Consider the following 24,633-nt stretch of genomic DNA (forward strand, 5'->3'; position numbering starts at 1 on the left):
GGTGGTGGGCATTCGGCAGCCATCATTACCGCGAATGAAGAAACAGCAGCAACATTCATGAATTCTGTTGATTCAGCGGCAGTATACCATAATGCCTCCACACGATTTACGGATGGAGGCCAATTTGGACTGGGCGGAGAACTCGCAATCAGCACTGATAAGTTACATCAAAGAGGCCCCATTGGTTTACAGCATTTAGTAACCAATAAATGGTTTGTAAAGGGCAATGGACAAATTAGATGAATATGCAGATGAAAAGAATATTATTAAAAATAGGGTCCAATACCTTGACCAAAGAAACAAGCCAGATTTCACGAGGTAAAATAGAGGACATTGGAAGACAGATTGCAGTCATGAAAGATGAATATGAGTTTATCATCGTCAGTTCCGGGGCCATTGCCGCCGCCAAACAATTTGTGGAATTGGAGCATAATGGGGCTGCAATAGATGTGAAACAAGCTTTGGCAGCCATCGGGCAACCGCACTTAATGCGTATCTTTCAAGAGAATTTTAGGGAATTGGGTTTATCAACTTCCCAATGTCTTTTATCCTATTCAGATTTTGATAATTTAGACGCCAAGGCGAATATAAAGAATACCATTAATGTCCTTGTAGCTAATAAATTCATTCCCATCATCAATGAAAATGATACAGTCGCCACCGATGAGATTCAATTTGGTGACAATGATAAGTTGGCAGCATTGACTGCTGCCCTATTGCAGGTAGATCTGTTGATGATCGCTACCAATACTGATGGAGTCTACACAAGAGAATCCATAGAAAATAATAAACCGGAAACGATTACCTCAGTTTCTGGAGTTCAAAAATTGCAGAAAGAAATCAGCGCATCAAAATCAACCCACGGTACAGGTGGAATGCAATCGAAAATTGAAGCCGCTACTATTGCCCAAACAGCAGGAATTGAAACCTGGATAGTAAATGGACTAAAAGACAATTTTATAGTCGATGCAATTACTGGCAAGAGTAACCATACTAAAATAAAATAATGCAACACTACCTCTCTATAAATGATATTGATTCACTTTCTGACTGGGTTACTGAGGCAAGGGCCTTAAAAAATGATCCTTTACAGTCAAAATCCTTGGGTAAGGATAAAACCATCGGATTGTTGTTCTTCAATAATAGTCTGAGAACCCGATTGAGTACCCAAAAAGCAGCCATAAATCTAGGGATGGAAGTAATTGTAATGAACTTTGGAAATGAAGGTTGGGCTTTGGAATATGGCGATGGTACCATAATGGATCAGGGTACATCGGAACATATTAAAGAAGCTGCCAAGGTGGTTTCCCAATACTGTGATGTAATCGGAATACGGGCATTTGCATCATTGACCGATAAAGAAAAGGACGAGGCAGAGGTGGTATTGAATGGATTTAAAAAATATGCCTCCGTTCCAATAGTGAATATGGAAAGCTCTGTTGGACACCCATTACAGGCGTTGGCCGATGCCATAACGCTGGCCGAAAATTCTAACAAGACCAAACCAAAAGTAGTGTTGTCTTGGGCACCCCATCCCAAGGCCCTTCCCCATGCTGTTACCAATTCATTTGTTGAAATGATGCAGTTACAAGATGCTGATTTTGTAATTACACATCCTAAAGGGTATGAACTGGATTCTACAATAATCAAAAATGTCCCAGTGGAATATGACCAAAATAAAGCCTTGAAAGATGCCGATTTTGTATATGTGAAAAACTGGAGCAGTTATACGGATTATGGAAGAGTATTGAACCAAGACCCTAACTGGATGATCACTAAAGATAAACTGTGCAATGCCAAATTTATGCATTGCCTGCCAGTGCGTAGAAATGTTGTTGTGGAAGATGCAGTCTTGGACAGTGAACAGTCCTTGGTGATTGATCAAGCCAATAATAGAACATATGCCGCACAAGTTGTGCTGAAAAAGATTTTAGAGCATTTAAAATGAAACAAAAGCTATCCATAGTCAAAATTGGAAGTAATGTCCTCGAAAACGAAATCGAGCTTGACCAATTTCTATTGAATTTTTCCAAATTGGAAGAGCCTAAAATTCTTGTACATGGTGGAGGTAAATTAGCAACAAAATTGGCTGCAAAACTGGGCATTAAATCAAAAATGACTAGTGGAAGGCGCATTACGGATGCCAAAAGCCTTGAGGTAATAACAATGGTATACGGCGGACTCACAAATAAGAATATTGTGGCCAAATTACAAGCTTTGGGAACCAATGCAATTGGACTTAGTGGTGCAGATGGCAACACTGTACAGGCCCATAAACGACCGGTTAAGGAAATTGATTTTGGATTTGTCGGTGATATTGACGGAATTAATTCTGAACTTATTGATACTTTAGTTGAAGTTAAATTAACACCGGTCTTTTGTGCTATTACGCATAACGGTAAGGGTCAATTATTGAATACCAATGCAGATACTATTGCTTCGGAATTAGCTATTGGGATGAGTCATAAATATAAAACCACTCTATACTATTGTTTCGAAAAGAAAGGGGTATTACAGGATATAGAAAATGATGATTCGGTCATAATACATATCGATACCAACAATTATAATGACTTATTGGGACAAAACATCATTTCGGACGGTATGTTACCAAAAATGCAGAATTGTTTTCATGCATTACAACAAAATGTCGATAAAGTTTGCATTGGCAATATATCAATGCTTGAGACAGATTCAAATTTATATACAACGATAACCCTATGAAGATGGATCAAGAAATCCTTACAGATAAGGCTATTGACTTATTGAAAGAACTCATCTCAATTCAATCATTTTCCGGGGAAGAGCACCATACGGCTGAGGCCATTGAAGCCTGGTTCGAAGCTTTTAGCATTCCCTATGAAAGGGAAAACAATAATGTCTTTGCCAAGAACAAACATTGGGATGACACTAAGCCAACACTTTTATTGAACTCACACCATGATACTTGTATGGTTTAGGAAGCAATGATGCCGGCGGGGCCTTAGTCTCGTTAATTGCAGCATTTACCTATTTCTACGATTCAGCAAATTTGAAACATAACCTATTAATGGTAGCTTCCGCTGAAGAAGAAAATACGGGCGGTAAAGGTTTAAGCAGCCTTTTAACCATACTTCCAAAAATTGATGTTGCAATAGTAGGGGAACCAACACTTATGAATTTGGCCATCGCCGAAAAGGGGCTAGTGGTTTTCGATGCTGTTATAAAAGGTACTCCTTCTCATGCTGCACATCCAAATAACGACAATGCCATTTATAATTCTATCGAAGTGTTGGAATGGTTTAAGAACTATACTTTTCCAAAAACATCAGACGTCCTTGGTGATGTTAAATTAACAGTTACCCAAATTAATGCTGGTAGCCAACATAATGTGGTCCCCGCTAAAGTTCATCTGGTAATTGATGTACGTGTTAATGATCGCTACAATAATAAAGAAATTGCTGATTTGTTAGTATTGAAAGCTCCTTGCGAGCTAAAATCCAGATCATTAAGATTAAACTCTTCTTCCATCGATAAGAATCATCCTTTGGTAGCTTCGGGAATTGCAATGGGAAGAAGCACTTATGGCTCTCCTACCCTTTCAGACCAGGCGGCCCTTAGTTGCCCTTCCCTAAAATTAGGCCCCGGGGATAGTACACGTTCACATTCCGCAAATGAGTATATTTATATAAATGAGATAGAAGAAGGAATTGACCTATATATTAAAATACTGGATGGGTTTTTAAATAGCTAATCATGTTTAAATAAGCAAATAAGGCAAGCCACTAAAAAACAATAGCAATGAAACTTTGGGATAAGGGATATAGCACAGATAAAAAAATTGATCATTTTACGGTGGGTAATGACCGGGAATTAGATTTGGTACTGGCTAAGTATGATATAATAGCCTCAATCGCTCACGCTCAAATGTTGGGTAAAATTGGAATATTGACGAGTGATGAAACCAATTTGCTGGTAAAAGAACTGGAAAACGTAGCATTGGAAGTTAAAGACGGGACTTTTAAGATAGAAGATTCTTTTGAAGATGTGCATTCCAAAATAGAATTTTTACTCACCGAAAAACTAGGAGATACCGGTAAAAAAATTCATACGGCACGTTCAAGGAATGATCAGGTCCTGGTAGCGATGCAATTATATTTAAAAGAAGAGCTCTCGATAATAAAGTCACAGACCATAGAATTATTTGATTTACTACTTGAATTGGCGGAAAAGCACAAAGAAGTCCTATTGCCCGGATATACCCACTTGCAGATTGCAATGCCTTCTTCATTTGGATTATGGTTTTCAGCTTATGCTGAAAGTCTTATCGATGATCTATACTTTATTAATGCAGCTTACAAGATATCAGATCAGAATCCGCTCGGAAGCGCTGCCGGTTATGGAAGTTCCTTCCCCCTGGACCGTACTTTTACAACAGCCCAGATGGGTTTTTCGGATTTAAAGTATAATGTTGTAGCTGCTCAAATGGGAAGGGGTAAAGTGGAAAAAGCAACAGCATATGGCATTTCGGGAATAGCCGGTACTCTGGGCAAACTGGCTATGGACATTTGTCTATATATGAGCCAGAATTTCAACTTCATTTCATTCCCGGACGCTTTAACGACCGGAAGTAGTATAATGCCCCATAAGAAAAATCCCGATGTTTTTGAACTCATTAGAGCTAAATGCAATAGTCTTCAGGCTATTCCCAATCAAATAACCCTTATTACAACAAATTTGCCCAGTGGTTATCACAGGGATCTTCAAATGGTCAAGGCTCTCATTATACCATCCATTCAGGAAATAAAAGCCTGTTTGGAAATGATGACGTTTAGTTTAAGAGATATCAATGTAAATACCGACATCCTGGACGATCCCAGGTATGATTATCTTTTTAGTGTAGAAACTTTAAACCAGCTTGTTCTGGGTGGCATGCCATTTAGAGATGCTTATAAGCAAATGGGCAAAGAAATTGAAGAAGGATCTTTTAAACCTCAAAAAGATTTGACACATTCACATGAAGGGAGTATTGGAAATTTATGCCTGGATAAGATAAAGGCTAAAATGAATAGTTAAATTTGAAATTCGAATTTTTTTCTTTAATTTCTTACACCAATCTTAAGTCATTTCTTAATGAGTACGTTTTGCCTTGTTTATAAATCTACGGCCATTAAATCTTTTGAGCATCAGGATATAAAAGATATGCTTAATAAGGCTAGAGCTAATAATTTGCGAAATGGCATTACAGGCTGTCTATTATTCTACGATGGAGAATTTATTCAATACCTTGAAGGTAATCAATTAAAAGTGCTGCGCCTTTTTGACAAGATTAAGGAAGATCAGCGCCATCACAATATAAAGTTAGTAGCGCACGGGGAAAGAGAAGGTCGGGAATTTAATGATTGGGAAATGGCCTTTGAAGATTTCTTTGGTGATAATGACCAAATTAATTACTTAAGGTTATTGGTAACTTCATATAAGAAAAACCCGGACTCCTCCTTACATCCAAACCCAACAGCAAATTCCTTCTGGCTAGCAGTTAAGGAAAATCTTGGTAAAACATTGGAATCAAATTTTTAGGTCATTGATTCATCCCTAAATTTATAACCTCTTGCTTGGTTAAGTGCCTCCAATGGCCACGGGGAAGGTCCTTTTTAGTTAGCCCCGCAAAAATAACTCTATCAAGTTTTTTTACTTCATAACCCAGATGTTCAAAAATTCGTCGTACAATCCGGTTTCTTCCGCTGTGTATTTGGATACCTACCTCTCTTTTGGGTGAATTGTTTATATAACTTATTTCATCCACATTAATTGGACCGTCATCCAGGGTAAGTCCCGACTGTATATTTCTTAAATCTTCCGCTGTCAGGTTTCTGTTAAGTTCCACATGATAAATCTTGCGTATCCCGTGTTTGGGATGCGTGAGTTTTTTTGCAAGATCTCCGTCATTAGTGAAAAGTAAAAGCCCGGTAGTATTTCTGTCCAGGCGTCCAACCGGGACCAATCTGGATTTTGAAGCTTTGGATATTAATTCCATTACCGTTCTCCTCCCTTTTTCATCACTGGTCGTGGTTATAAAATTCTTGGGTTTATTCAATAGCACATACTCTTTCTTCTGTGGGTTGAGCACCCTGCCGTCAAACTTAACAATATCTGAAAGCTTAACTTTATGTCCCATTTCAGTAATCGTCTTTCCATTAACAGTAACATTACCGGCAGTAATGTAAGTATCCGCTTCCCGTCTGGAGCAAACTCCCGCATTAGCAATATAGCGATTAAGCCTTATTAAATCCGGATCTGATGCTACGCGTTTGGTTTTACTGACATTCGAAGGTATTCGTTCTTTAGAATGCGCCTTCTTCCTTGGATTTCGGGTTTTTCCGGTTGTATTTCTTTTATCTTTATTTGATTGCGGTCTGCGCATGTTCTGAATTTTTTGCAAAGGTAGTAAAGGGAATCGGATGTAGCTTAGGGTACAAGCCAATAAATCCGGAAGTTAATCATTAAGATCAATTGTTGATTGTCTTTGCCGGTTAAGTATCAATTTGGTTACATCCGGTCTGGAGTAGTGTCCGGATGGATCAAAGTTTTGTCGTTCTTCATAGACCCTGTTAAAATCAATTGTTTGAAAAATCAATCCCTCCTTACCCACAACGGGCTCCATGATCCATTCACCATCAGGGCCAGCTATACAAGATCCTCCATTGGCTAAAATTTCAGGCATTTTATCTATCAATAGGCCGCTATGCGGTATATTATCCGGTATATCCTTTTTCTCCATTAAGGATGAAACGGAGACTACAAAGCTCCTGGATTCCCTGGCTATAAAACGGGTTATATCTCTTGTGTTGTGATCGCTACCCGGCCAAACAGCAATATGCAGGTTTTCCCCCAAACCATACATAGATGCCCTCACCAGAGGCATCCAGTTTTCCCAGCAATTGAGACCCCCCACGGTAAACTGTTTTAATCTATGCGTCTTTAAGCCATTACCGTCACCGGGCGCCCACGTCAGTCGTTCATCATAGGTGGGTTGTAACTTTCTATGAACAGATTTCACTTCCCCTTTAGAATCAATATACACCAAAGAGCAGTATAAGCTATGCCCGCCCCGGTCTTGTGCCCGCTCAATAATTCCCAAATAAATTGATAGTTTGTACTTGCCGGCTAAATCACATATCGTATTAAGATCACCTTTTTCAATCTGAATTGCGTTGCGCATATAATGCGCATGTATTTCCTTATTTACTTCCAGGTTCCAGGAAGCACCATCGGTATATGCCAGCCAAAAAGGATAACCGGGCAGGATTCCTTCCCCAAAAATCAGAAGTTCAGCTTTCTCCTTGGCTGCGTTGTGAATAACATCTTCAATTTTAGCAATAGTACCCATTTTATCTAACCAAACAGGAGAAATCTGTGCCAGTGCCAATTTTAAATGGTTATTCATCAAAATATTCTGTTTAAAACCAGTTCAACATCAATCAGTAAGATACTAAAAACACCTAGTACAATTATGAACTTAAGAATATTATGCAACCAGATATAATCTTCTTTGGTTTTGGACTTCCAAAGCAATATCAGGAATAGTATTAAAAGAATGATACAGGCAATGAAGTAGATATACATATATCCCACATCAAACTTATTAATTAACAACGAAGCAGGAATTAAGGTGAGTAGTATGAGAAAACTAACCACCATTTTGGAGTAGAATGGACCGTATAAAATAGGAATGGTCTTATAATTTTGAGCCATGTCCCCTGCAATATTTTCCATATCCTTAATAATTTCACGTGCCAAAACCAATAGAAATAAGAATACGGCATGGACAAAGATTACGGTATCAAAATTGCGATAATACACCAATATTGCAAAGAAAGGTACAATTATAAGCGTAGCAGAAATAAGGTTTCCCACAAATGGGATTTTCTTCAGTTTATGTGAATAGAACCAGATTCCAAAGATATAGGCAGAAAAGAAAAGAACAGCCTTGAAGGATACAGAACTAGCAAGCAATACGGCAAGAAAATTAAAGACAAAGTAGGCGGTTATCTTTGTACGCTGATTCACTAATCGGTCCAGCATGCTTTTTTGTGGTCTGTTTATTAAATCTTTTTCCGAGTCATAAAAACTATTGATAATATAACCGGCCGATATTACGAGGGCGGAAGCTAAGACCAGCACAAAAAGATTGGGATCCAGGACAACTTCACGTAAAGGGAGGTCGGGGGCAAGGATATAAATAGCTGCAAGATACTGAGCGAGGGTAATCATAAGCACATTGTACCCTCTTATAATTGAAAAAAGACTCAAGCCCTTTAATAGCAGGAGTTTATTCTTTCTACTAAGCATTGTAATTGGTCTTAGAAGTTGTATACCACTTCCAGATGATGACCTTTTAGCGCAGTTTTTGCTTTATCCAAATCCTGAGTAAATCCTAAAATATAGCCACCACCACCAGAACCGCATAATTTTAAATAGTAATCATTGGTTTCTATTCCGTGTTTCCAGAGGTTGTGAAACTCTTTTGGGATCATTGGTTTAAAATGGTCAAGAACTACATTGGAGAGCTGCTTAAGATTACCAAAGAGTGATTTTACGTTACCACTTACAAAATCTTCAACACAGGCATCGGTATGTTTAATAAATTCATCCATTAAAACTTTACGAAAGCCTTCATGTTTCATCTTCTCCATAAAAATTTGAACCATAGGCGCAGTTTCTCCTGTGATTCCACTATCTAATAAAAAAACTGCTCCCTTCCCGTTCAAATTTTGGGATGGTAAACTGGTAGATTCTATATTTTCTTGTGAATTAATGAGGATAGGCAAGCTCAGATAGCTGTTTAATGGATCCAATCCGGAAGACTTACCATGAAAAAATGATTCCATTTTACCAAAAATCGTTTTGAGCTTAAGTAGTTTTTCGCGTGTAAGGTTTTCAAGTACGGTAATCTTTTCAATTGAATATTTATCATAAATTGCGGCCACCAGGGCTCCACTACTTCCAATCCCATATCCCTGGGGAATAGAGCTGTCAAAATACATCCCCCCTTCAACATCAGCCTTCAACGCATCCAGGTTAAATGATACCAATTCGGGTTCTTTATCCTGTAAGTCACTTAAATAGTGAAAATACTTTTCCAGACTTTGGTTTGAACTCTTTGCCTTCTCAGACAAGTGATCATCCGTCTTAAGCGCACCCTTAAAGAAATTGTAGGGAATTGAAAGCCCTTTGGAATCCTTAATGATTCCGTATTCTCCAAAAAGTAAAATTTTCGAATAAAAAAGTGGTCCTTTCATCTATATTCAATTAATTATAACTCCAAGATAAGCTGAATTGCGCCTATTCCCGGGACTAAATTACAATTTTTTAGCTCCCTCCCCAATTCGGTCGCAAATATACTGCCCATTTTCACAATATGCAATTAGCTCATCCTTAATAAATTGATTCACTATATTTTTCTCATTGTCCGGGTAAAGTAAATGTACATTGGCCCCTGCATCCAAAGTAAAGCAGAGATGATTTCCTGTTTCTTTTCGAAACCCCCAGATTTTCTCTATAATACTTAACGTATTAGGCTTCATCAGGATGAAGTAGGGTATACTGGTCATCATCATGGCATGCAGCGTAAGTGCCTCACTCTCTACCACCTCAATAAAATCATCAAGATTACCTTCGGCGAAAATGTCGCGTAACCTAATCAAATTATTGTGTGCCTGATGGAATCGATTTTTTGCAAACGGATGGCCGTGCATCAAATCATGGCCAACTGTGCTACTTACGCTTTTTTGCCCCTTATGGACCAGCAAAATAGTATCCTGATAACTTTTAAAAACATCTGCAACAGTGTAGGGATAAGGTATGCCATATAAATTGGTGCTGCCTTTAATTTCATTATGCTCCCCCCATTGCACAATAGTACCCTTAATACTTCTGCAAGCGCTACCGGATCCCAAACGCGCTAAAAAGGAAGCTTTTTTATAGAAATAATCCATCTCCATTTCAGGAGCCAATTGTTTTTCGATATCCATAAGGCATAAAGCCAAAGCAGCCATCCCACTGGCAGAGGAAGCAATTCCGCTACTATGCGGAAACGAGTTTGAAGTATCTATGGAAAAATGATACTTTCTAAGAAAGGGCAGGTAATTTTCAATCCGCCTGAAGAATGTTTCAATCTTAGGTTTAAAATCTTCCCTTGGTTTTCCCTCGAAAAGCAAATCAAATGAGAAGTCGGTAGTATCCTTTGCCAACTTGGTATATACGACTGTAGTTACAGTTCTGCACTCATCAAGTGTGAGGCTTACCGAGGCATTGGCGGGTATTTGATTTGATTTCTTTCCCCAGTATTTGACTAATGCAATATTACTCGGGGCTGTATATTGTATCCTACCTTTTTCCTTATCGTACGTATAAGATGAAGGAATAAAGTCTTTTTCTAACATGTACCCAATAATTTGTGCAAAGATAGCTTTTCAGCGCTTTTGCAATAGCCTCTCTTAAAATAAATTATTATTTTAGATTACTTACACCTAAAACATTTTGAAAAAGAAGTTTACCTATATCGCCATTTCAGTATCCATATGTCTTATAATAGGCTTCTTATCGGGTTTTGCAACACAGTCATCTGTGAATGATTGGTACCTGACACTTAATAAACCTAGTTTTAATCCCCCTAATTGGATTTTTGGCCCTGTATGGACAGTCTTATATATTCTTATGGGAATAGCTGCAGGTCTTGTTTGGGCAAAAGGCTTCCACCATATTTGGGTAAAAACTGCACTTTATAATTTCGGATTTCAACTAATATTCAATGTACTATGGAGTGTCGTTTTTTTTGGATTTAAAAATCCATTTTGGGCATTATTAGTTATTCTTTTTCTTTTGGCATTGATTTTATTAACCATAAAATGGTTCAACGTGGTGAGCAGGACTGCAGCATATCTTATGATCCCATATTTTCTATGGGTTTGTTTTGCTACTGTTTTAAATTATAAGATTTGGGAAATGAATTAGTTTTTGGTTAGTTCGAGAAGTTTTAAAGCTGTTTTATGATTTCTTGCTGTTGCCTGTACACCTAGTTTTTTCTCTAATAAGTTGGTGGTGAGCTTGGCCTTACCCATTCCACGTAGGCATTTCAGGTAGATATAATCTCTACAAATAACAAACTTTTCATTTTCAAATTTGCTCTCCTTAAACTCTGCCACGACCTCACTTTCAGGTGATTCTTTCAAAAACACATAATACATTTTGTTTAGCTCATCGTCTTTGAGCGGCTTCCACGGATTATCTCTAAGTATTTTTTCGAGTGTACTTCTCTTTAACATAATAACCGGTACAGAATAGCCATATTCATTTTCTATAGCTGCTTCTATACGTTGTTCCAATTTTTTACCATTAGATTCTTCACTGCAAAAAATGATATTGCCGCTTTGGATATAGGACGTAACCTCTGTAAAACCCAATGTGCCAAAGAGAACTCTCAAATCTGCCATAATTATTTTGTACCGGCCACCTACATTGATTCCTCGTAACAAGGCAATATATTTATGCATATTAAAGTCTCTTTTAAAAGGATTAGAATGAAAGCGCCGATGAAATTAACCAATTATGTTATGTAAAATAAATCAATTACATTTAATCCTTGTCATTCTTATTCTGTCTAACTTTTTGACCATATGGAATCTTATATTCTGGCTTTTGATCAGGGCACAACAAGCTGCAGAGCCCTAATTTTTGATAAATCAGGTAATATAATTTCTACTTCCCAGAAAGAATTTGCACAGCATTTTCCAAAACCGGGTTGGGTGGAGCATGATGCGATGGAAATCTGGGCGACCCAGTTGTCCATTGCCGCTGAAGCCGTAACAAAAAAAGGGCTAAATGCCGCGGACATCGCTGCTATAGGGATTACGAATCAACGTGAAACTGTAGTTGTCTGGGATAAAAATACAGGGAAACCAGTCTATAATGCCATCGTCTGGCAGGACAAAAGAACTGCCGAATTTTGTGACTTACTAAAGCGTAAAGGAAAATCCAAATGGATACGCAAAAAAACAGGTTTGGTCATTGATTCATATTTTTCTGGTACTAAAGTCAAATGGATATTGGACAATGTGGAAGGAGCCCGTGAAAGAGCGGAGGCCGGGGATTTAATCATGGGTACAATAGATACCTGGCTTATTTGGAATATGACCAAAGGTGCCTTACATATTACAGATCCTACCAATGCCTGCAGAACACTATTATTCAATATCAATACCCTGGAATGGGATGATGAGCTATTAGAATTATTTACTATTCCAAAAAGTATGTTGCCAGACGTTAAGCAATCCAGTGAAATTTATGGGCATACTGCCCCGGGCTTATTCGCTGCCAGCATTCCCATATCGGGTATTGCGGGAGATCAGCAAGCTGCATTGTTCGGGCAGATGTGTACAAAACAGGGCATGGTAAAAAACACTTATGGCACAGGATGTTTTATGCTGATGAATATTGGTGATAAACCAATAGTATCAGAAAACAATCTCCTTACTTCGGTGGGCTGGCAAATTAATGGAAAAACCGAATATATCCTGGAAGGAAGCATTTTCATTGCGGGGGCTGTAGTGCAATGGCTAAGAGACAGTTTAAAGATTATCAATACTGCCGCAGAAGTGGAAAAACTGGCTGGATCTGTTCCGGATACCGGCGGGGTGTATTTTGTCCCGGCATTTGCCGGACTGGGAGCTCCGCATTGGAATCAGCATGCTCAGGGCACTATTTTTGGTTTAACCCGGGGAAGTACCGATGCACATATTGCAAGGGCGGCTTTAGAGTCTATCGCCTTTCAGACAATGGATATTTTGAAGGCTATGGAAGCAGACTCCGGAATATCTATCAAAGAATTGCGAGTTGATGGAGGAGCTACAGTCAACAATTTACTAATGCAATTTCAGGCAGACGTTTTAAACACCATCACGGTAAGGCCAAAAATTGTGGAAACCACAGTAATGGGTGCTGCTTTTCTGGCGGGACTGGCCGTTGGTTATTGGAATAATCTGGATGAAATTCAGGAGATTTGGCAAACCGATGTGCATTTTACACCTACTGAAGACCGGGATACAATCAACAAACATATAGAAGGCTGGTATAAAGCTATAGGAGCCTTGGAATTCTGGACTAAATAAGCTAAAACTATCTTTATATATGACACCATTTATAGCTGAATTAATAGGTACATTTTTATTAATCTTACTAGGATGTGGAGTTGTTGCCAATGTCGTTCTGAAGGACACTAAGGGACACAATAGCGGATGGATTGTAATTACAACTGGCTGGGCCTTAGCAGTATACATTGGAGTACTCGTTGCTGCTCCCTATAGCGGGGCTCATATTAATCCCGCTGTTAGTATAGCCCTTGCTGCAGCCGGAGAATTTGCATGGGACCTGGTCCCATCTTACCTTTTGGCTCAATTAATTGGCGCCATTCTTGGTGCCACTTTGGTTTGGCTGATTTATAAAGACCATTTTGACCGAACAGAAGAACAAAGTTCCAAACTAGGAGTCTTCAGTACTATTCCGGCCATCCGAAATACATTTCCAAATCTACTTGGGGAAATTTCCGGGACTTTTGTCCTGGTATTTGCAGTTCTCTTCTTTACAGATGCTACTATTTTGGATTCGGATGAGGTAATTGGTTTAGGTTCACTGGGTGCCTTACCCGTAGCTTTGGTTGTTTGGGGTATTGGCTTATGTTTGGGAGGGACTACAGGTTACGCTATTAACCCGGCAAGGGACCTTGGTCCGAGAATTACGCATGCTCTGGCTCCTATCAAAAATAAAGGGAAAAACGATTGGTCTTATTCATGGATTCCCATAATTGGACCCATTTTAGGGGGTATAGTTGCTGCTTTTCTTTACCTGGCCTTACCAACGATTTAAATAAATAATTATGTGGACTCCACAATGGCCCGGGCAGCAATTGCCGCTCCGGTCCAGGCATTCTGAAAATTGAAACCCCCGGTTATGGCATCGATATTTAATACTTCACCCGCTAAATACACATTTGGAAGGATTTTGCTCTCGAAAGTCTTAAAGTTTATCTCTTTCAGATCCACACCACCTGCGGTAACGAACTCTTCTTTAAAAGTGCTCTTTCCTTCAACATTGAATTCTGAAGCTGTTATAAACTGACCGAGCCTATCAAGCTGCAGACCGGATACATCAGCCCATTTTAGATCCCTGGCCATATCTGATGCCAGAACCAATTTCCCCCATAACCTTGCAGGTATATCAATGGCCTTTGTTTTGTAAATTGTTTTTTTGGGTTCTAAATGTTTTATCTTATTAAACAGAGATAAAAGCCCCTGTTTATGATATTCAGGTAACCAATTGACCCTTATCCTAAATCTGTAATTACATTCATTTAATACTAATGCTGCCTGAGCAGAAAGTCTTAATACAACCGGGCCACTCAGACCCCAGTGTGTGATAAGAACAGGACCCTCGGAAACTAAACTCGGACTTCCTTGTTTTCTGGTGATAAATTTAGACTTAATATCTTCTGACATATTATGCCTGGGTAAAAGTTCTATCCTGGCCGGGGTACTCAAACCCTGTATTCCGTTAATTCTATTGTCTTTAATATTAAATGTAAACAAAGAAGGCACCGGTGGCACTATCGTATGCCCCAGTTGCTCCAATAATTGCCACATTTTTGTGCTGCTCCCGGTAGCGATAACAATCTTTTTAGCCTGATATGTTTTTTTAACCGATTGTACCTGCCAGCCTAACTCTTCCGTCGATTTATCATCTTCGTTCGGAATTAGCTTTATTACTGAACTACCTTTCAATAGGGTTACGCCATATTTTTCGATTTCCTCCAAAAAACAATCAATAATCGTCTGAGAGGAATTAGTAACAGGGAACATTCTGCCGTCCGATTCAGTTTTTATGGGTATGCCACGTTTTTTAAAAAACTGTATGGTATCAACAGGCGAATATTTGTGGAATGGTCCTAAAAGTTCTTTTTCGCCCCTAGGATAGTTTTTAACCAATAGGGATGGATCAAACTCTGCATGGGTAACGTTACAACGTCCACCGCCAGATACTTTTACTTTGGAGAGCACCTTTTTACCTCGTTCAAGGATAGCAATTTTAAGCGTAGGATCTGCTTCCGCAATGTGAATTGCACAATAAAATCCTGCAGCGCCTCCCCCTATTACAATTACGTCATACATTATTGGATCCTTTCAGGGTAATCAGTAAAAATACCATCAACACCCAATGCCCGTATTCTTGAAATTTCTTCTGAATCGTTTACTGTCCATGTAAAAATTTTAAATCCCTCACTTTTAATTTTTAAGACATTTGCTTTGTTCAGCCTAAGATAATGGGGGTTTATGGCCACGGCACTAATTTCTTTGCCAAAAGCAAGGGCATTTAGAGGATCCCCATCTGTAAGTACCGCAATTTCAATATCCCTGTTTAAATTTCTTATGGCGGTTAATTCTTCCCATTTAAAACTGGAAATTACAAAATCATCTAAGGTCCAACCTGCATTTTCAATATAGCTATTAACTATATCCATAACACCTGCTGCGGTACCCGATCCTTTGAGCTCAATATTCAGGCGTACTTTTTTATTTATTAAGTCTAAGACCTCGGTTAGCAATGGAATTTTATGATCCCCTTTGACATTCAAATCTTTAACCGCTTTTAAATCCATGCTTTCAATGGCACCACTGCCATCTGTTAGGAGATCAACTTTGTCATCATGAAAAACAACTATTTCACCACTCGAAATTTTAAAAACATCTATTTCTATCATATCTACCCCGAGGTCTAAAGCTTTTTGAACTGAAGAAAGGGTATTCTCCGTTTCATGGCCCATGGCTCCCCTATGTCCTATGGTAATCAAAGTGTTACTCTTCTCTTTACAATTCATAGCAGAAAGTATAAGTACAGCTATTAGTAATCTTTTCATGAAGTTCAATTTTTAATTTCTCAAAAATACAAATGATAGATAGATAATTCAATTTAAGACAGTTTATTATTATTCTATTAAATTTGTTATTTAAATATGCTTATACTAATTTTTAACATAATTATTTATATTATTCTTATTTTTTTATTGTTTTTCTTGCATTATAAATAAACTAAAATTTAGAAACTATGTTTACCAAACAAAATTTATTGGCAACCCTTGCCGGATTTGCAGTCATGTTTGTCCTGGGCTATGTAATCTGGGGGTTTGCTGCAGCAGATTTCTTTGAATCTCATTCCCTAAATGAGATCATGAAGGACCCACCTGAAATGCTTCTTCTTGCTATCAGTAACATTATCGCAGTATTTGCACTTAGCACCATTTATGGCAAATGGGCGAGAGGGATACATAATACAGGTCAAGGATTTAAATTCGGCATCTGGATTGGAATTTTTACTGGTCTCGGATTAGGCCTGCTAAGTCAATCTACAACCGAATTAATGGATATGACCGGACAAATAGTAGAGGCTATTTTAGAAATTGTTTTTTATGGTATCATTGGAGCAGTAATTGCTCTGGTGTACAAAGCAACAGCACCAAAAACAACGACAACCTAAAAAGAGGTAAAGGTGAATTCGCAAATCCGGTGCACTTAGTTTTAAGTAGCGGATTCATCTTTATTCCTATCCTTTAATCTGAAAGTTGAAGTATCAGGGATTCCAAAGGGGCAACTTCAATGGAAACGCTACCAAGCCCTTCGTGAACATTTAAAGTTTTAGTCGATTTACCGTAAAGCTTTTCTGTCAGGTTCACAGAACCTTCTTTTAAATTCCATTTGTTGATTATTTCAGGCGGGATTTTTAATTCAAATGAATAGGATTTGTCGTCATCAAAATTGGAAACGATAATTAACTGCTCATTTTGAGACCATCTAACATATGAGAGAACTCTGTAATTGTAATTTTCAGTATGATCCCTGTTGTAATAATGAATATCGGCATACTCGCCCATTAAGGCCTCGCTTTCAATCGTAAAATTGAGCAGGCGTTTGTAAAAATCTCGTAATTCTTTTTCTTCAGGTCGGAGCTCACCTCCATCAAACTGCTTATTATTTACCCACCTTTGATGGTGAGGAACTCCAATATAATCGAATATTGATGTCCGGGTAGGACTCCCAAAACCAGCTTGCTCATTACCGGGTTCTCCTACTTCCTGTCCAAAATAGATCATTGTAGGGGAAGTACTTATTGTAGCTGACACGACCATTGCAGGTTTGCCTTTTGCAGCATTTCCAGCAAAATCCTGACTTGCTATTCTCTGTTCGTCGTGATTTTCAAGAAAATGCAACATCTGATGCTCAATATCCTGCAGCCCCTTTTGGACCACCGGGATATGATCTGTCCAGCCATGACCCTGCATAATGTGTTTCAGGCTGTCATAAAGTTCAACTTTGTCATATAAATAGTCCATTTTACCCTTATGAATGTAGGTCCGGTACAAATCCGGATTATAAACCTCAGCCAAAAGAAAGGCATCGGGATTTTTCATTTTAATACTAGAGTTCATATAACTCCAGAATTCGACAGGTACCATTTCAGCCATATCAAAACGGAATCCATCGACACCCATCTCTAACCAATACATGGCAATATCCTTAAATTTTATCCAGGAATCAGGGATGTCTTTGTCAGACCAGAAAGCATGGTGGGCCTTAAAATCTTTTTGAGCATAGTCATCAGGCAGGGTATCAAAATCATAGGATCCATCCGGACGAACCCCATAATTAATTTTCACGGTTTCATACCAATCATTAAAATCCGGTTGTGCAAGACGTGATCCATTGCCCGTCCATTTTGCCGGATTTTCTTCAAATTCACCATCTGCCAATGGGTGTTGTTCTCCTCCAAGAGGCAGGTATCCATTTTGCCAAATAGGTACCCTGAAGGATTCACCGGTGATATAATAGTAATTGTTGTTCTTCTTGTATTCCACGGAAGTGTCGTCGTTTGCCCCAAAAGGTTCCAATCCTTTTGGAGTAGACTTCCCTTCATAGTTCCTGGCAACATGATTTGGAACAATATCTATTAAAAGCTTCAACCCCGCATTATGCGTGCGTTCTATCAATGATTTAAACTCCTCCAACCTATTACCGGGGTCTTCCGCCAGATCCGGATTTACATTGTAATAATCTTTAACCGCATATGGAGAGCCTGCCCGGCCTTTGACAACATCAGGGTCATCATCGGAAATCCCAAATTTGGAATAATCGGTAACTACCGCATGATGCGGAACCCCTGTATACCAAATATGGGTTATCCCGAGATCTTTAATTTCCAGTAAAGCTTTATCGCTGAAATCTGAAAACTTCCCAACCCCATTTTCGTGTATTGTACCCCATGGCTTATTGGTTGTGTTTGTATTTCCAAATAATCGTGGAAATACTTGATAAACCACCTTTTTAGTTTGTTTATTCAGGCCTTTCATTTTTTTAATATTTGTCTGTTCTTTTTCCTCCGCACATCCCAGTATCAAAGCAAAGCAACTTAATACAACCAAGACAATCTTCTTCATTCTAACTGAATTTTGATGTAAATAATAGTACCCTGTTGTTTTCTAAGTGCAATTGGGAATTAAAAATAACTTCTTCAGAAGTAAGGATGTTTTTAAAAGTATTCCCTATGAGTTTCATTTCATTAAAACGTTTAAGATCTAATGCATAAGGTAAATCATTTTTATTGAGGATAAGCATTATTGTTTCATCCTTTAATTGTCGGAATAGAACATAAACCCCATCCTCTGGCACAAAATGAATAGTCTTGCCTTCATGAATGGCTGTACTGCCTTTCCTATAGTTGAGCAATTTTCTTGTGAATTCCTGCATTTCCTTTTGTTCCGTACTAAGACCTTCTCCGTTAAAGGCATTTACCTCATCACCTTCCCAACCCCCGGGAAAGTCAGATCGGATACGACCATGATCGCCGGGCTTATCACGATTGCTAAGTAATATTTCAGTGCCATAGTAAATCTGTGGTATTCTTGGTACAAGGCCAATAAATGCCAACGCCATTTTCATTTTTTCAAAATCTTCATACAACTGTGTATAGAGGCGGTCCATATCATGATTATCACCAAAATATAATATGGATGAAGGATCATAATATGCAAAATCATTAGCGAGCCCCTCATATATTTTTACCAATCCGGAATCCCCATGTTCATCCTCATTAATGGCTTCAATTAGCCTGCGCTGCAATGGAAAATCCATAGTTGTCTTCAGGTTTGATTCATATCCATCCGAGTTTATAATACCCTGTTGCCAATAACGCACCAGCAAAGGGTTATAGGTCCATTCCTCTCCAACGATATTGAAATTGGGATATTCATCCATGATACTACCTGCCCACCTGGACATGAATTCCTTATCCGGATAAGAATACGAATCCTGTCTTATCCCTCCAAGTTTCAAAGTTTCAATCCACCATATACTATTCTGGATAATATAATTGGCCATGAAAGGATTATTCTGATTTAAATCTGGCATTGAAGGAACAAACCATCCATTGTTCATTAAATCTTTATCCACTTTTGAAGCATAAAGATCCTGATTTACCGTACGACGATGATTGGTAACCAAAGCGTCTGATCCTTCCTGATATTCTGATTGATAGTTTATCCAGTCCGTAAATGGCAAATCTGACATCCACCAATGATTGAGTCCACAATGGTTCGCAACCTGGTCCATAAGGAGTTTTATTCCATATTCTGAAGCTTTGTCCGAGAGTAAAACATAGTCTTCCAAGGTCCCAAATCTGGGATCCACCTCGTAGAAATCTGTCATTGCGTATCCATGATATGAAGACTCTGCCATATTATTGGTTAACAAAGGGGTTGGCCATAACGCGGTAAATCCCATTTGTGCTATATAATCCAAATGATTGATAATTCCCCGGATATCACCCCCATGACGAGCGTAATCATTTTTTCTGTCGATCTCTATATCAAGAAGTCCGTTGACATTTTCTATTTTCGGTGACCCCTGAGAAAAACGATCCGGGGTAACTAAATATATGGCATCCGAAGAATCAAACCCATGGAATTCCTCCGATGACCTTTCCCGTTCGTGTAACGGATATGAATAGCTTATTGCCTTTCCTTTTCCCCTGGTAAATTGAATTTCCATAATCCCCGGAGAAGCATTTTCGGAAATTTTTAAATCGAGGAATATATAGTTCGGGCTATCACCCCTATGAAAGGAATCCAGACTAACTCCGGCATAGGTTATTGATGGAGTCGTCACTCCTATTTCCCGACCATAAACCATTAGTTGTAAACTGGAATTTTTAAATCCCAACCACCAATTTGGAGGCTCTACCCTATTTATTTGAGTTGTAGAGCAAGTAATTGTTAAAAAGAGCATGCCGGATAAAATAATTGATTAGAGTAACCTTCTTATTTTCATCAAAGACTAATTTCATGTCCAGTAAAGCTAAATAAACTGATCATTCCGGGTTCTTTAACTATTTGGTTCAACAGTTTCCATTGACGGCTTTAAGACGACTCTTTTACCATTTACCCGTATGGTCATATCATCAGTACCATGGTATTGAAAACTAGTCTGACTTTCCGAGACATTAACTTTAATAATACGATCTCGGAAATTAACTTTAAACGAGTATGACTTCCATTGTTTAGGAATTCTCGGTGCAAAAGACAATTTATCATCCTTCATGCGCATACCACCAAAGCCCTCCACAATGCTCATCCATGTACCAGCCATTGAAGTAATATGTAACCCTTCTTCCACCTCTTTGTTGTAATCATCCAGATCCAACCTGGATGTTCGCAGGTAAAACTTGTAAGCCTGCTCCATTCTACCCAATTTGGCAGCCTGAATACTATGCACACAAGGCGACAAGGAAGACTCATGTACAGTAAAAGGCTCATAAAAATCAAAGTGCCTTTCCAATTCTTCAATACTGAAATGATCTTCAAACAGATAAAATCCTTGTAAGGTGTCGGCTTGTTTTATATAAGGTGAGCGCAATATCCTGTCCCAGCTCCATTTTTGATTTATAGGCCTCTGTGCAACATCCAAATCTGCAACCGTAATCAGCTCTTTATCAAGGAATCCGTCCTGCTGCAGGTAAATCTGTAACTCTTCGGAGTATGGGAAATAAAGATTTGCTGAAATCTCTTTCCATTTATCAACCTCAGCCTCGGTAAGCGAAGTATGTCCGATTATACGTGTATAATCATCCTTATACCCTTCTTTGACTTTTACCAACTGCTCCATGGTATATTCCATACACCATTTTGCAAGGTAATTGGTATACCAATTATTATTAACATTATTTTCGTATTCATTCGGCCCGGTTACACCAAGTATTACAAACTTATTCTTGTCTTTGGAAAAAGTTGCCCTTTGTCCCCAGAATCGGGAAATCCCTATCAGCACTTCAAGTCCCATTTCAGGAATATAGGAGTAGTCCCCTGTAAACCGGTAATAATTAAATATAGCAAAGGCAATAGCTCCGTTCCTGTGAATCTCTTCAAAAGTAATCTCCCATTCATTGTGGCATTCTTCCCCGTTCATGGTAACCATAGGGTATAAGGCAGCTCCATTATCAAAACCCAATTTTTGGGCATTCTCAATTGCTTTTTCCAAATGGTTATATCTGTATTTAAGCAGGTTTCTTGCCACAAGATGATCTTTTGTGGCCATATAAAAAGGAATACAATAGGCTTCAGTATCCCAGTAGGTACTTCCCCCGTACTTTTCACCTGTAAATCCTTTAGGGCCAATATTTAAACTGGAATCTGTACCCAGATAAGTCTGATTCAAATGAAATATATTAAATCTGATCCCCTGCTGTGCTTTTACATCACCTTGAATACCTATATCACTCATCTCCCATATACCTGCCCAGAAAGTTTTTTGTTTTTCCAATAAGTTGTCAAACCCAAGTGCAATTGCAGATTTTAAGACATTTTTTGCGGCGCTCACTAACTCATCAGCTTTATGATCTCTTGAAACAGTATAGCCGCCATATTTAAAGAATGTAACCGCTTCACCCTCTTTAGCACTATATTCATATTCATGACCAACCCATAATTCTTTGACTTCTTCCGAAACTTCAACAGGGATTTCATTCCCATTGCTCGTTAAACGGCATTCCATAAACGTACAAACTTCAAAATTGGTTTTCAGGGTATGTGCCTCAATAAATGCTTGCCGGCCATCTGAGCTTACCTTGGTAACATTCCAGAATTTATCGTCCCAATTACTATCTTCATTTGTGATCCCATTATCTAAATATGGGATAAATCGTAGTGAAGCATTTCTGTTTATCGGGGTGACTGTATATTTTATGGCCCCTACTTCATCATAATCCAGGCTCAAAAAACGGACTGCTTCTACATTTATCGTAATACTATTTGGCAGGGTCGCCGTGAAGGTTCTTTTATACCAGCCTTCTTTCATGTTAAGCTCTCTCCTGAATCCTTTAATATTTGTGCACGTATTGAGGTCTAAGGCTTCACCATCCACGAAAATGTTAATCCCAATCCAATTGGGTGCATTTAACACCTTGGCAAAATACTCCGGGTAACCATTCTTCCACCACCCTACCCTGGTTTTATCAGGGTAATAAACCCCGGCAATATAACTTCCTTGAAACGTTGGACCGGAATAGTGCTCTTCAAAATTTGCACGTTGCCCCATAGCGCCGTTTCCAATGCTAAAAAGGCTTTCAGAGGATTTTACATTCTCTTCATTAAAACCTTCTTCTATGATAGACCATTCGTCTGCTTTAATATATTCTTGATTCATATTAAGGGTTGTTATAATATCTTTCTCAGATTTGATTAAAATAAGTGATTACAATTTATTAGTTCATTAAAACCTTAATTTTTATTTTTCAATAGTATAATAAGGTCATTAATAAAATTAAAGTCAATTTCAGTAAAATCTTTAAAACCATGGTCTGCATTTGACAGAATATTGACATCTCCAATTCCGATACTCACCATTCCGGCAATATTGGCAGCTTCTATACCTGCTAAAGCATCTTCAAAAACCACACAATGTAAGGGCTCCAAACCTAATTTTTCTGCGGCTATTAAAAAAACTTCTGGATCAGGTTTGGCTTTGGTTACCTGATTCCCATCTACAATTGCATCAAAATAAGGTAATAGTGACACCTTTTCCAAAATTGGAATTGCATTTTTACTTGCAGACCCGAGAGCCATAGGTATACCTTTCTCTTTGAGGTATCCCAGGATTTTTGTCACATCCGGAAGAATTTCACTTTCATCCATCCCGGAAATATATTTCAAATAATCCTCATTTTTTTCTTCCAGCCAATTGTCGAATTGTTCTTTGGACACAGAAATATTACCCATTTCCAATAAGAGTTCGAGACATCTTCTGCGGCTTACACCTTTAAATTGTTCGTTGTCTTCCTGCGTAAAATCAATGCCCAACTCATCGGCCAGATTTTTCCAGGCCAGATAATGGTATTTGGCAGTATCAACGATTACCCCGTCTAAATCGAATATAAATCCGGTTCTACTCATTTTAATAAATTTCAATGTATTTAATTAATTGTAGATTCTCTTTCAATTAGTGTTGCTTCAATAATTTCAGTCCTAAAAGTTTCCTCCACGGCAGCATCATCATCTCGTTCAATTTTTTCAATAAGCATTTTCGCAGCCATTTTGCCCATTTTTTCGCCATGCTGTGCCAGTGAAGTTAGGGTAGGTGTGGCCAATTTAGAAAGAATGCCATCTGTAAAACCAATAAATGAGATGTCTTCCGGAATCTTCAGGCCATTTTTCTGGGCAGTTTTCATAGCCCGGACGGCAAATATTTCATTTACACATAAGACCGCATCAATCTTGTTTGATTTAAAAAAGGTTTCGCTTTTGGTTTCATTCTCAAATTGATATGGCAAACGTAGAATTAAATCTTCATCTAACTCCAGGTCATGGTCTTTAAGTGCTTTGTAATAACCCTGAGCTCTTTTCTCACTTACATTAAAATAACTTTCGGTTGTAATCAATGCTATTCGCTTTCTGCCATTGTCTATTAGTTTTTTAACAGCCCCATAAGAGGCTTCAAAATCATTTAGAATGACCTTATCACAAATTATCTCATCTGTAATCCTGTCAAAAAGCACTAAAGGCATCCCTTGATTGGTTATCTCCTTTAAATGGTTAACATCATTTTTTAACTGCGTTTCTGCAGAAAGGGCCATAATGAATCCATCGATACTACCGTTTGCCAATAGTTCCATATTGATAACTTCTTTATCAAAAGATTCATCTGACACACAGGCAATAACATTATACCCCTTTGCATCCGCATAGAGCTCTATACCTCTGAAAACCGTGGTAAAAAAATGATGTACAATATCCGGAATGATTACGCCAATATTTTTTGTGCGCCTTTGTTTAAGGCTTAGGGCTATAATATTGGGTTTGTAGCTATATAATTTGGCGAATGCTTTAACTTTATCCTTGGTATCCTTACTTATCTCCCGGCTATTTTTTAAAGCCTTGGATACCGTTGAAATGGATACATCCAACTCCCGGGCGATATCCTTAAGAGTAATTTTTCTTTTCAAATCTTAAAACCAAAAATGTAAAATGTTAAAGTAATTAAAAAAGCTATCCGATAAATATATTCT

Annotated in this window: 22 protein-coding genes and 2 pseudogenes; 11 read left to right on the forward strand and 13 right to left on the reverse strand. The window is 38.3% G+C overall.

Translation table 11 applies throughout. From position 1 onward, the window contains the following. The 7 genes and pseudogenes from Q0X77_RS11175 to Q0X77_RS11205 form a co-directional block, all read left to right on the forward strand. Positions 1-243: pseudogene (locus tag Q0X77_RS11175) on the forward strand (glutamate-5-semialdehyde dehydrogenase); the annotation flags it as partial. A gap of 2 nt (positions 244-245) precedes the next feature. Continuing rightward, positions 246-1,007, forward strand: a complete 762-nt coding sequence (gene proB, locus Q0X77_RS11180) for a glutamate 5-kinase (RefSeq protein WP_297797347.1) — start codon at positions 246-248, stop codon at positions 1,005-1,007. After that, positions 1,007-1,948 (forward strand): N-acetylornithine carbamoyltransferase, encoded by a 942-nt coding sequence (locus Q0X77_RS11185; RefSeq protein ID WP_297797349.1) that lies wholly within the window; start codon positions 1,007-1,009, stop codon positions 1,946-1,948. The genes proB and Q0X77_RS11185 overlap by 1 nt, the downstream gene beginning before the upstream one ends. Then, the gene (gene argB, locus Q0X77_RS11190; protein ID WP_297797351.1) at positions 1,945-2,724 is read left to right on the forward strand and encodes an acetylglutamate kinase; all 780 of its coding nucleotides are present in this window, start codon (positions 1,945-1,947) and stop codon (positions 2,722-2,724) included. Before Q0X77_RS11185 ends, argB begins: the two co-directional genes overlap by 4 nt. A 2-nt stretch (positions 2,725-2,726) precedes the next feature. Beyond that, positions 2,727-3,733: pseudogene (locus Q0X77_RS11195) on the forward strand (M20/M25/M40 family metallo-hydrolase). 47 nt (positions 3,734-3,780) lie between these two features. Continuing rightward, the gene (argH, locus tag Q0X77_RS11200) at positions 3,781-5,055 is read left to right on the forward strand and encodes an argininosuccinate lyase (protein WP_297797353.1); all 1,275 of its coding nucleotides are present in this window, start codon (positions 3,781-3,783) and stop codon (positions 5,053-5,055) included. Between the two features lie 57 nt (positions 5,056-5,112). Next, positions 5,113-5,559 (forward strand): BLUF domain-containing protein, encoded by a 447-nt coding sequence (locus Q0X77_RS11205; protein ID WP_297797355.1) that lies wholly within the window; start codon positions 5,113-5,115, stop codon positions 5,557-5,559. 1 nt (position 5,560) lies between these two features. Here Q0X77_RS11205 and Q0X77_RS11210 read toward each other — a convergent pair whose 3' ends face one another. The 5 genes from Q0X77_RS11210 to Q0X77_RS11230 form a co-directional block, all read right to left on the reverse strand. Beyond that, a complete protein-coding gene (locus tag Q0X77_RS11210) occupies positions 5,561-6,403 on the reverse strand; it encodes a pseudouridine synthase (RefSeq protein ID WP_297797357.1) in 843 nt (280 codons plus the stop codon). 72 nt (positions 6,404-6,475) lie between these two features. Next, on the reverse strand, positions 6,476-7,426 hold the full coding sequence (locus Q0X77_RS11215; RefSeq protein ID WP_297797359.1) for a carbon-nitrogen hydrolase family protein: 951 nt from the start codon (positions 7,424-7,426) through the stop codon (positions 6,476-6,478). Continuing rightward, on the reverse strand, positions 7,426-8,331 hold the full coding sequence (locus tag Q0X77_RS11220; protein ID WP_297797361.1) for a geranylgeranylglycerol-phosphate geranylgeranyltransferase: 906 nt from the start codon (positions 8,329-8,331) through the stop codon (positions 7,426-7,428). Before Q0X77_RS11220 ends, Q0X77_RS11215 begins: the two co-directional genes overlap by 1 nt. A gap of 11 nt (positions 8,332-8,342) precedes the next feature. Then, positions 8,343-9,281, reverse strand: a complete 939-nt coding sequence (locus Q0X77_RS11225) for a mevalonate kinase (protein ID WP_297797363.1) — start codon at positions 9,279-9,281, stop codon at positions 8,343-8,345. A 60-nt stretch (positions 9,282-9,341) separates the two neighbouring features. Then, positions 9,342-10,424 (reverse strand): diphosphomevalonate decarboxylase, encoded by a 1,083-nt coding sequence (locus tag Q0X77_RS11230; RefSeq protein ID WP_297797365.1) that lies wholly within the window; start codon positions 10,422-10,424, stop codon positions 9,342-9,344. A gap of 97 nt (positions 10,425-10,521) precedes the next feature. Between Q0X77_RS11230 and Q0X77_RS11235 the strand changes: the two genes are divergently transcribed. Continuing rightward, positions 10,522-10,995: a TspO/MBR family protein gene (locus Q0X77_RS11235; protein ID WP_297797367.1), complete on the forward strand. Its 474-nt coding sequence runs from the start codon at positions 10,522-10,524 to the stop codon at positions 10,993-10,995. On the opposite strand, the gene Q0X77_RS11240 is transcribed toward Q0X77_RS11235, so the two are convergent. After that, entirely contained in the window at positions 10,992-11,534 is a 543-nt protein-coding gene (locus tag Q0X77_RS11240; RefSeq protein ID WP_297797369.1) for a DUF1697 domain-containing protein, read from the reverse strand. The two genes, Q0X77_RS11235 and Q0X77_RS11240, sit on opposite strands and share 4 nt — an antisense overlap. Before the next feature lie 123 nt (positions 11,535-11,657). On the opposite strand from Q0X77_RS11240, the gene glpK reads away from it, so the two are divergent. Then, complete coding sequence (gene glpK, locus Q0X77_RS11245; RefSeq protein ID WP_297797371.1) at positions 11,658-13,148, forward strand: glycerol kinase GlpK; 1,491 nt, start codon at positions 11,658-11,660, stop codon at positions 13,146-13,148. Positions 13,149-13,167: 19 nt separating this feature from the next. Further along, positions 13,168-13,902, forward strand: coding sequence for an MIP/aquaporin family protein (locus Q0X77_RS11250; protein ID WP_297797373.1), 735 nt, complete (start codon positions 13,168-13,170; stop codon positions 13,900-13,902). An 8-nt stretch (positions 13,903-13,910) separates the two neighbouring features. Here Q0X77_RS11250 and Q0X77_RS11255 read toward each other — a convergent pair whose 3' ends face one another. Together Q0X77_RS11255 and Q0X77_RS11260 are read right to left on the reverse strand one after the other, a co-directional pair. After that, a complete protein-coding gene (locus Q0X77_RS11255) occupies positions 13,911-15,200 on the reverse strand; it encodes an NAD(P)/FAD-dependent oxidoreductase (RefSeq protein WP_297797375.1) in 1,290 nt (429 codons plus the stop codon). Next, positions 15,200-15,946, reverse strand: a complete 747-nt coding sequence (locus Q0X77_RS11260) for a glycerophosphodiester phosphodiesterase (RefSeq protein ID WP_297797377.1) — start codon at positions 15,944-15,946, stop codon at positions 15,200-15,202. Before Q0X77_RS11260 ends, Q0X77_RS11255 begins: the two co-directional genes overlap by 1 nt. 188 nt (positions 15,947-16,134) lie before the next feature. On the opposite strand from Q0X77_RS11260, the gene Q0X77_RS11265 reads away from it, so the two are divergent. Then, positions 16,135-16,563 (forward strand): hypothetical protein, encoded by a 429-nt coding sequence (locus Q0X77_RS11265; protein ID WP_297797379.1) that lies wholly within the window; start codon positions 16,135-16,137, stop codon positions 16,561-16,563. A 73-nt stretch (positions 16,564-16,636) separates the two neighbouring features. On the opposite strand, the gene Q0X77_RS11270 is transcribed toward Q0X77_RS11265, so the two are convergent. The 5 genes from Q0X77_RS11270 to Q0X77_RS11290 form a co-directional block, all read right to left on the reverse strand. Further along, positions 16,637-18,517, reverse strand: coding sequence for an alpha-amylase family glycosyl hydrolase (locus Q0X77_RS11270; protein WP_297797381.1), 1,881 nt, complete (start codon positions 18,515-18,517; stop codon positions 16,637-16,639). 1 nt (position 18,518) lies between these two features. Continuing rightward, positions 18,519-20,363 carry a glycoside hydrolase family 13 protein gene (locus tag Q0X77_RS11275; protein WP_297797383.1) on the reverse strand — a complete coding sequence of 615 codons (1,845 nt, stop codon included), beginning with the start codon at positions 20,361-20,363 and terminating at the stop codon, positions 18,519-18,521. Between the two features lie 96 nt (positions 20,364-20,459). Continuing rightward, positions 20,460-22,775 (reverse strand): glycoside hydrolase family 65 protein, encoded by a 2,316-nt coding sequence (locus Q0X77_RS11280; protein ID WP_297797385.1) that lies wholly within the window; start codon positions 22,773-22,775, stop codon positions 20,460-20,462. Between the two features lie 74 nt (positions 22,776-22,849). Then, on the reverse strand, positions 22,850-23,521 hold the full coding sequence (gene pgmB, locus Q0X77_RS11285; protein ID WP_297797387.1) for a beta-phosphoglucomutase: 672 nt from the start codon (positions 23,519-23,521) through the stop codon (positions 22,850-22,852). Between the two features lie 20 nt (positions 23,522-23,541). Continuing rightward, the gene (locus Q0X77_RS11290) at positions 23,542-24,570 is read right to left on the reverse strand and encodes a LacI family DNA-binding transcriptional regulator (RefSeq protein WP_297797389.1); all 1,029 of its coding nucleotides are present in this window, start codon (positions 24,568-24,570) and stop codon (positions 23,542-23,544) included. Positions 24,571-24,633 lie beyond the last annotated feature (63 nt).

It is taken from the genome of uncultured Eudoraea sp. (assembly GCF_947258925.1).
GTDB lineage: Bacteria > Bacteroidota > Bacteroidia > Flavobacteriales > Flavobacteriaceae > Eudoraea.

Bases quoted from the DNA above. Each gene is read 5' to 3' on its own strand.
- Q0X77_RS11230 (WP_297797365.1), bottom strand. From the start codon at position 10,424: ATGTTAGAAAAAGACTTTATTCCTTCATCTTATACGTACGATAAGGAA.
- Q0X77_RS11220 (WP_297797361.1), bottom strand. From the start codon at position 8,331: ATGCTTAGTAGAAAGAATAAACTCCTGCTATTAAAGGGCTTGAGTCTT.
- Q0X77_RS11215 (WP_297797359.1), bottom strand. From the start codon at position 7,426: ATGAATAACCATTTAAAATTGGCACTGGCACAGATTTCTCCTGTTTGG.
- Q0X77_RS11280 (WP_297797385.1), bottom strand. From the start codon at position 22,775: ATGAATCAAGAATATATTAAAGCAGACGAATGGTCTATCATAGAAGAA.
- Q0X77_RS11250 (WP_297797373.1), top strand. From the start codon at position 13,168: ATGACACCATTTATAGCTGAATTAATAGGTACATTTTTATTAATCTTA.
- Q0X77_RS11205 (WP_297797355.1), top strand. From the start codon at position 5,113: ATGAGTACGTTTTGCCTTGTTTATAAATCTACGGCCATTAAATCTTTT.
- Q0X77_RS11265 (WP_297797379.1), top strand. From the start codon at position 16,135: ATGTTTACCAAACAAAATTTATTGGCAACCCTTGCCGGATTTGCAGTC.
- argB (WP_297797351.1), top strand. From the start codon at position 1,945: ATGAAACAAAAGCTATCCATAGTCAAAATTGGAAGTAATGTCCTCGAA.
- Q0X77_RS11260 (WP_297797377.1), bottom strand. From the start codon at position 15,946: ATGAAAAGATTACTAATAGCTGTACTTATACTTTCTGCTATGAATTGT.
- proB (WP_297797347.1), top strand. From the start codon at position 246: ATGCAGATGAAAAGAATATTATTAAAAATAGGGTCCAATACCTTGACC.
- argH (WP_297797353.1), top strand. From the start codon at position 3,781: ATGAAACTTTGGGATAAGGGATATAGCACAGATAAAAAAATTGATCAT.
- Q0X77_RS11240 (WP_297797369.1), bottom strand. From the start codon at position 11,534: ATGCATAAATATATTGCCTTGTTACGAGGAATCAATGTAGGTGGCCGG.
- Q0X77_RS11225 (WP_297797363.1), bottom strand. From the start codon at position 9,281: ATGAAAGGACCACTTTTTTATTCGAAAATTTTACTTTTTGGAGAATAC.
- pgmB (WP_297797387.1), bottom strand. From the start codon at position 23,521: ATGAGTAGAACCGGATTTATATTCGATTTAGACGGGGTAATCGTTGAT.
- Q0X77_RS11275 (WP_297797383.1), bottom strand. From the start codon at position 20,363: ATGCTCTTTTTAACAATTACTTGCTCTACAACTCAAATAAATAGGGTA.
- Q0X77_RS11185 (WP_297797349.1), top strand. From the start codon at position 1,007: ATGCAACACTACCTCTCTATAAATGATATTGATTCACTTTCTGACTGG.
- Q0X77_RS11210 (WP_297797357.1), bottom strand. From the start codon at position 6,403: ATGCGCAGACCGCAATCAAATAAAGATAAAAGAAATACAACCGGAAAA.
- glpK (WP_297797371.1), top strand. From the start codon at position 11,658: ATGGAATCTTATATTCTGGCTTTTGATCAGGGCACAACAAGCTGCAGA.
- Q0X77_RS11270 (WP_297797381.1), bottom strand. From the start codon at position 18,517: ATGAAGAAGATTGTCTTGGTTGTATTAAGTTGCTTTGCTTTGATACTG.
- Q0X77_RS11255 (WP_297797375.1), bottom strand. From the start codon at position 15,200: ATGTATGACGTAATTGTAATAGGGGGAGGCGCTGCAGGATTTTATTGT.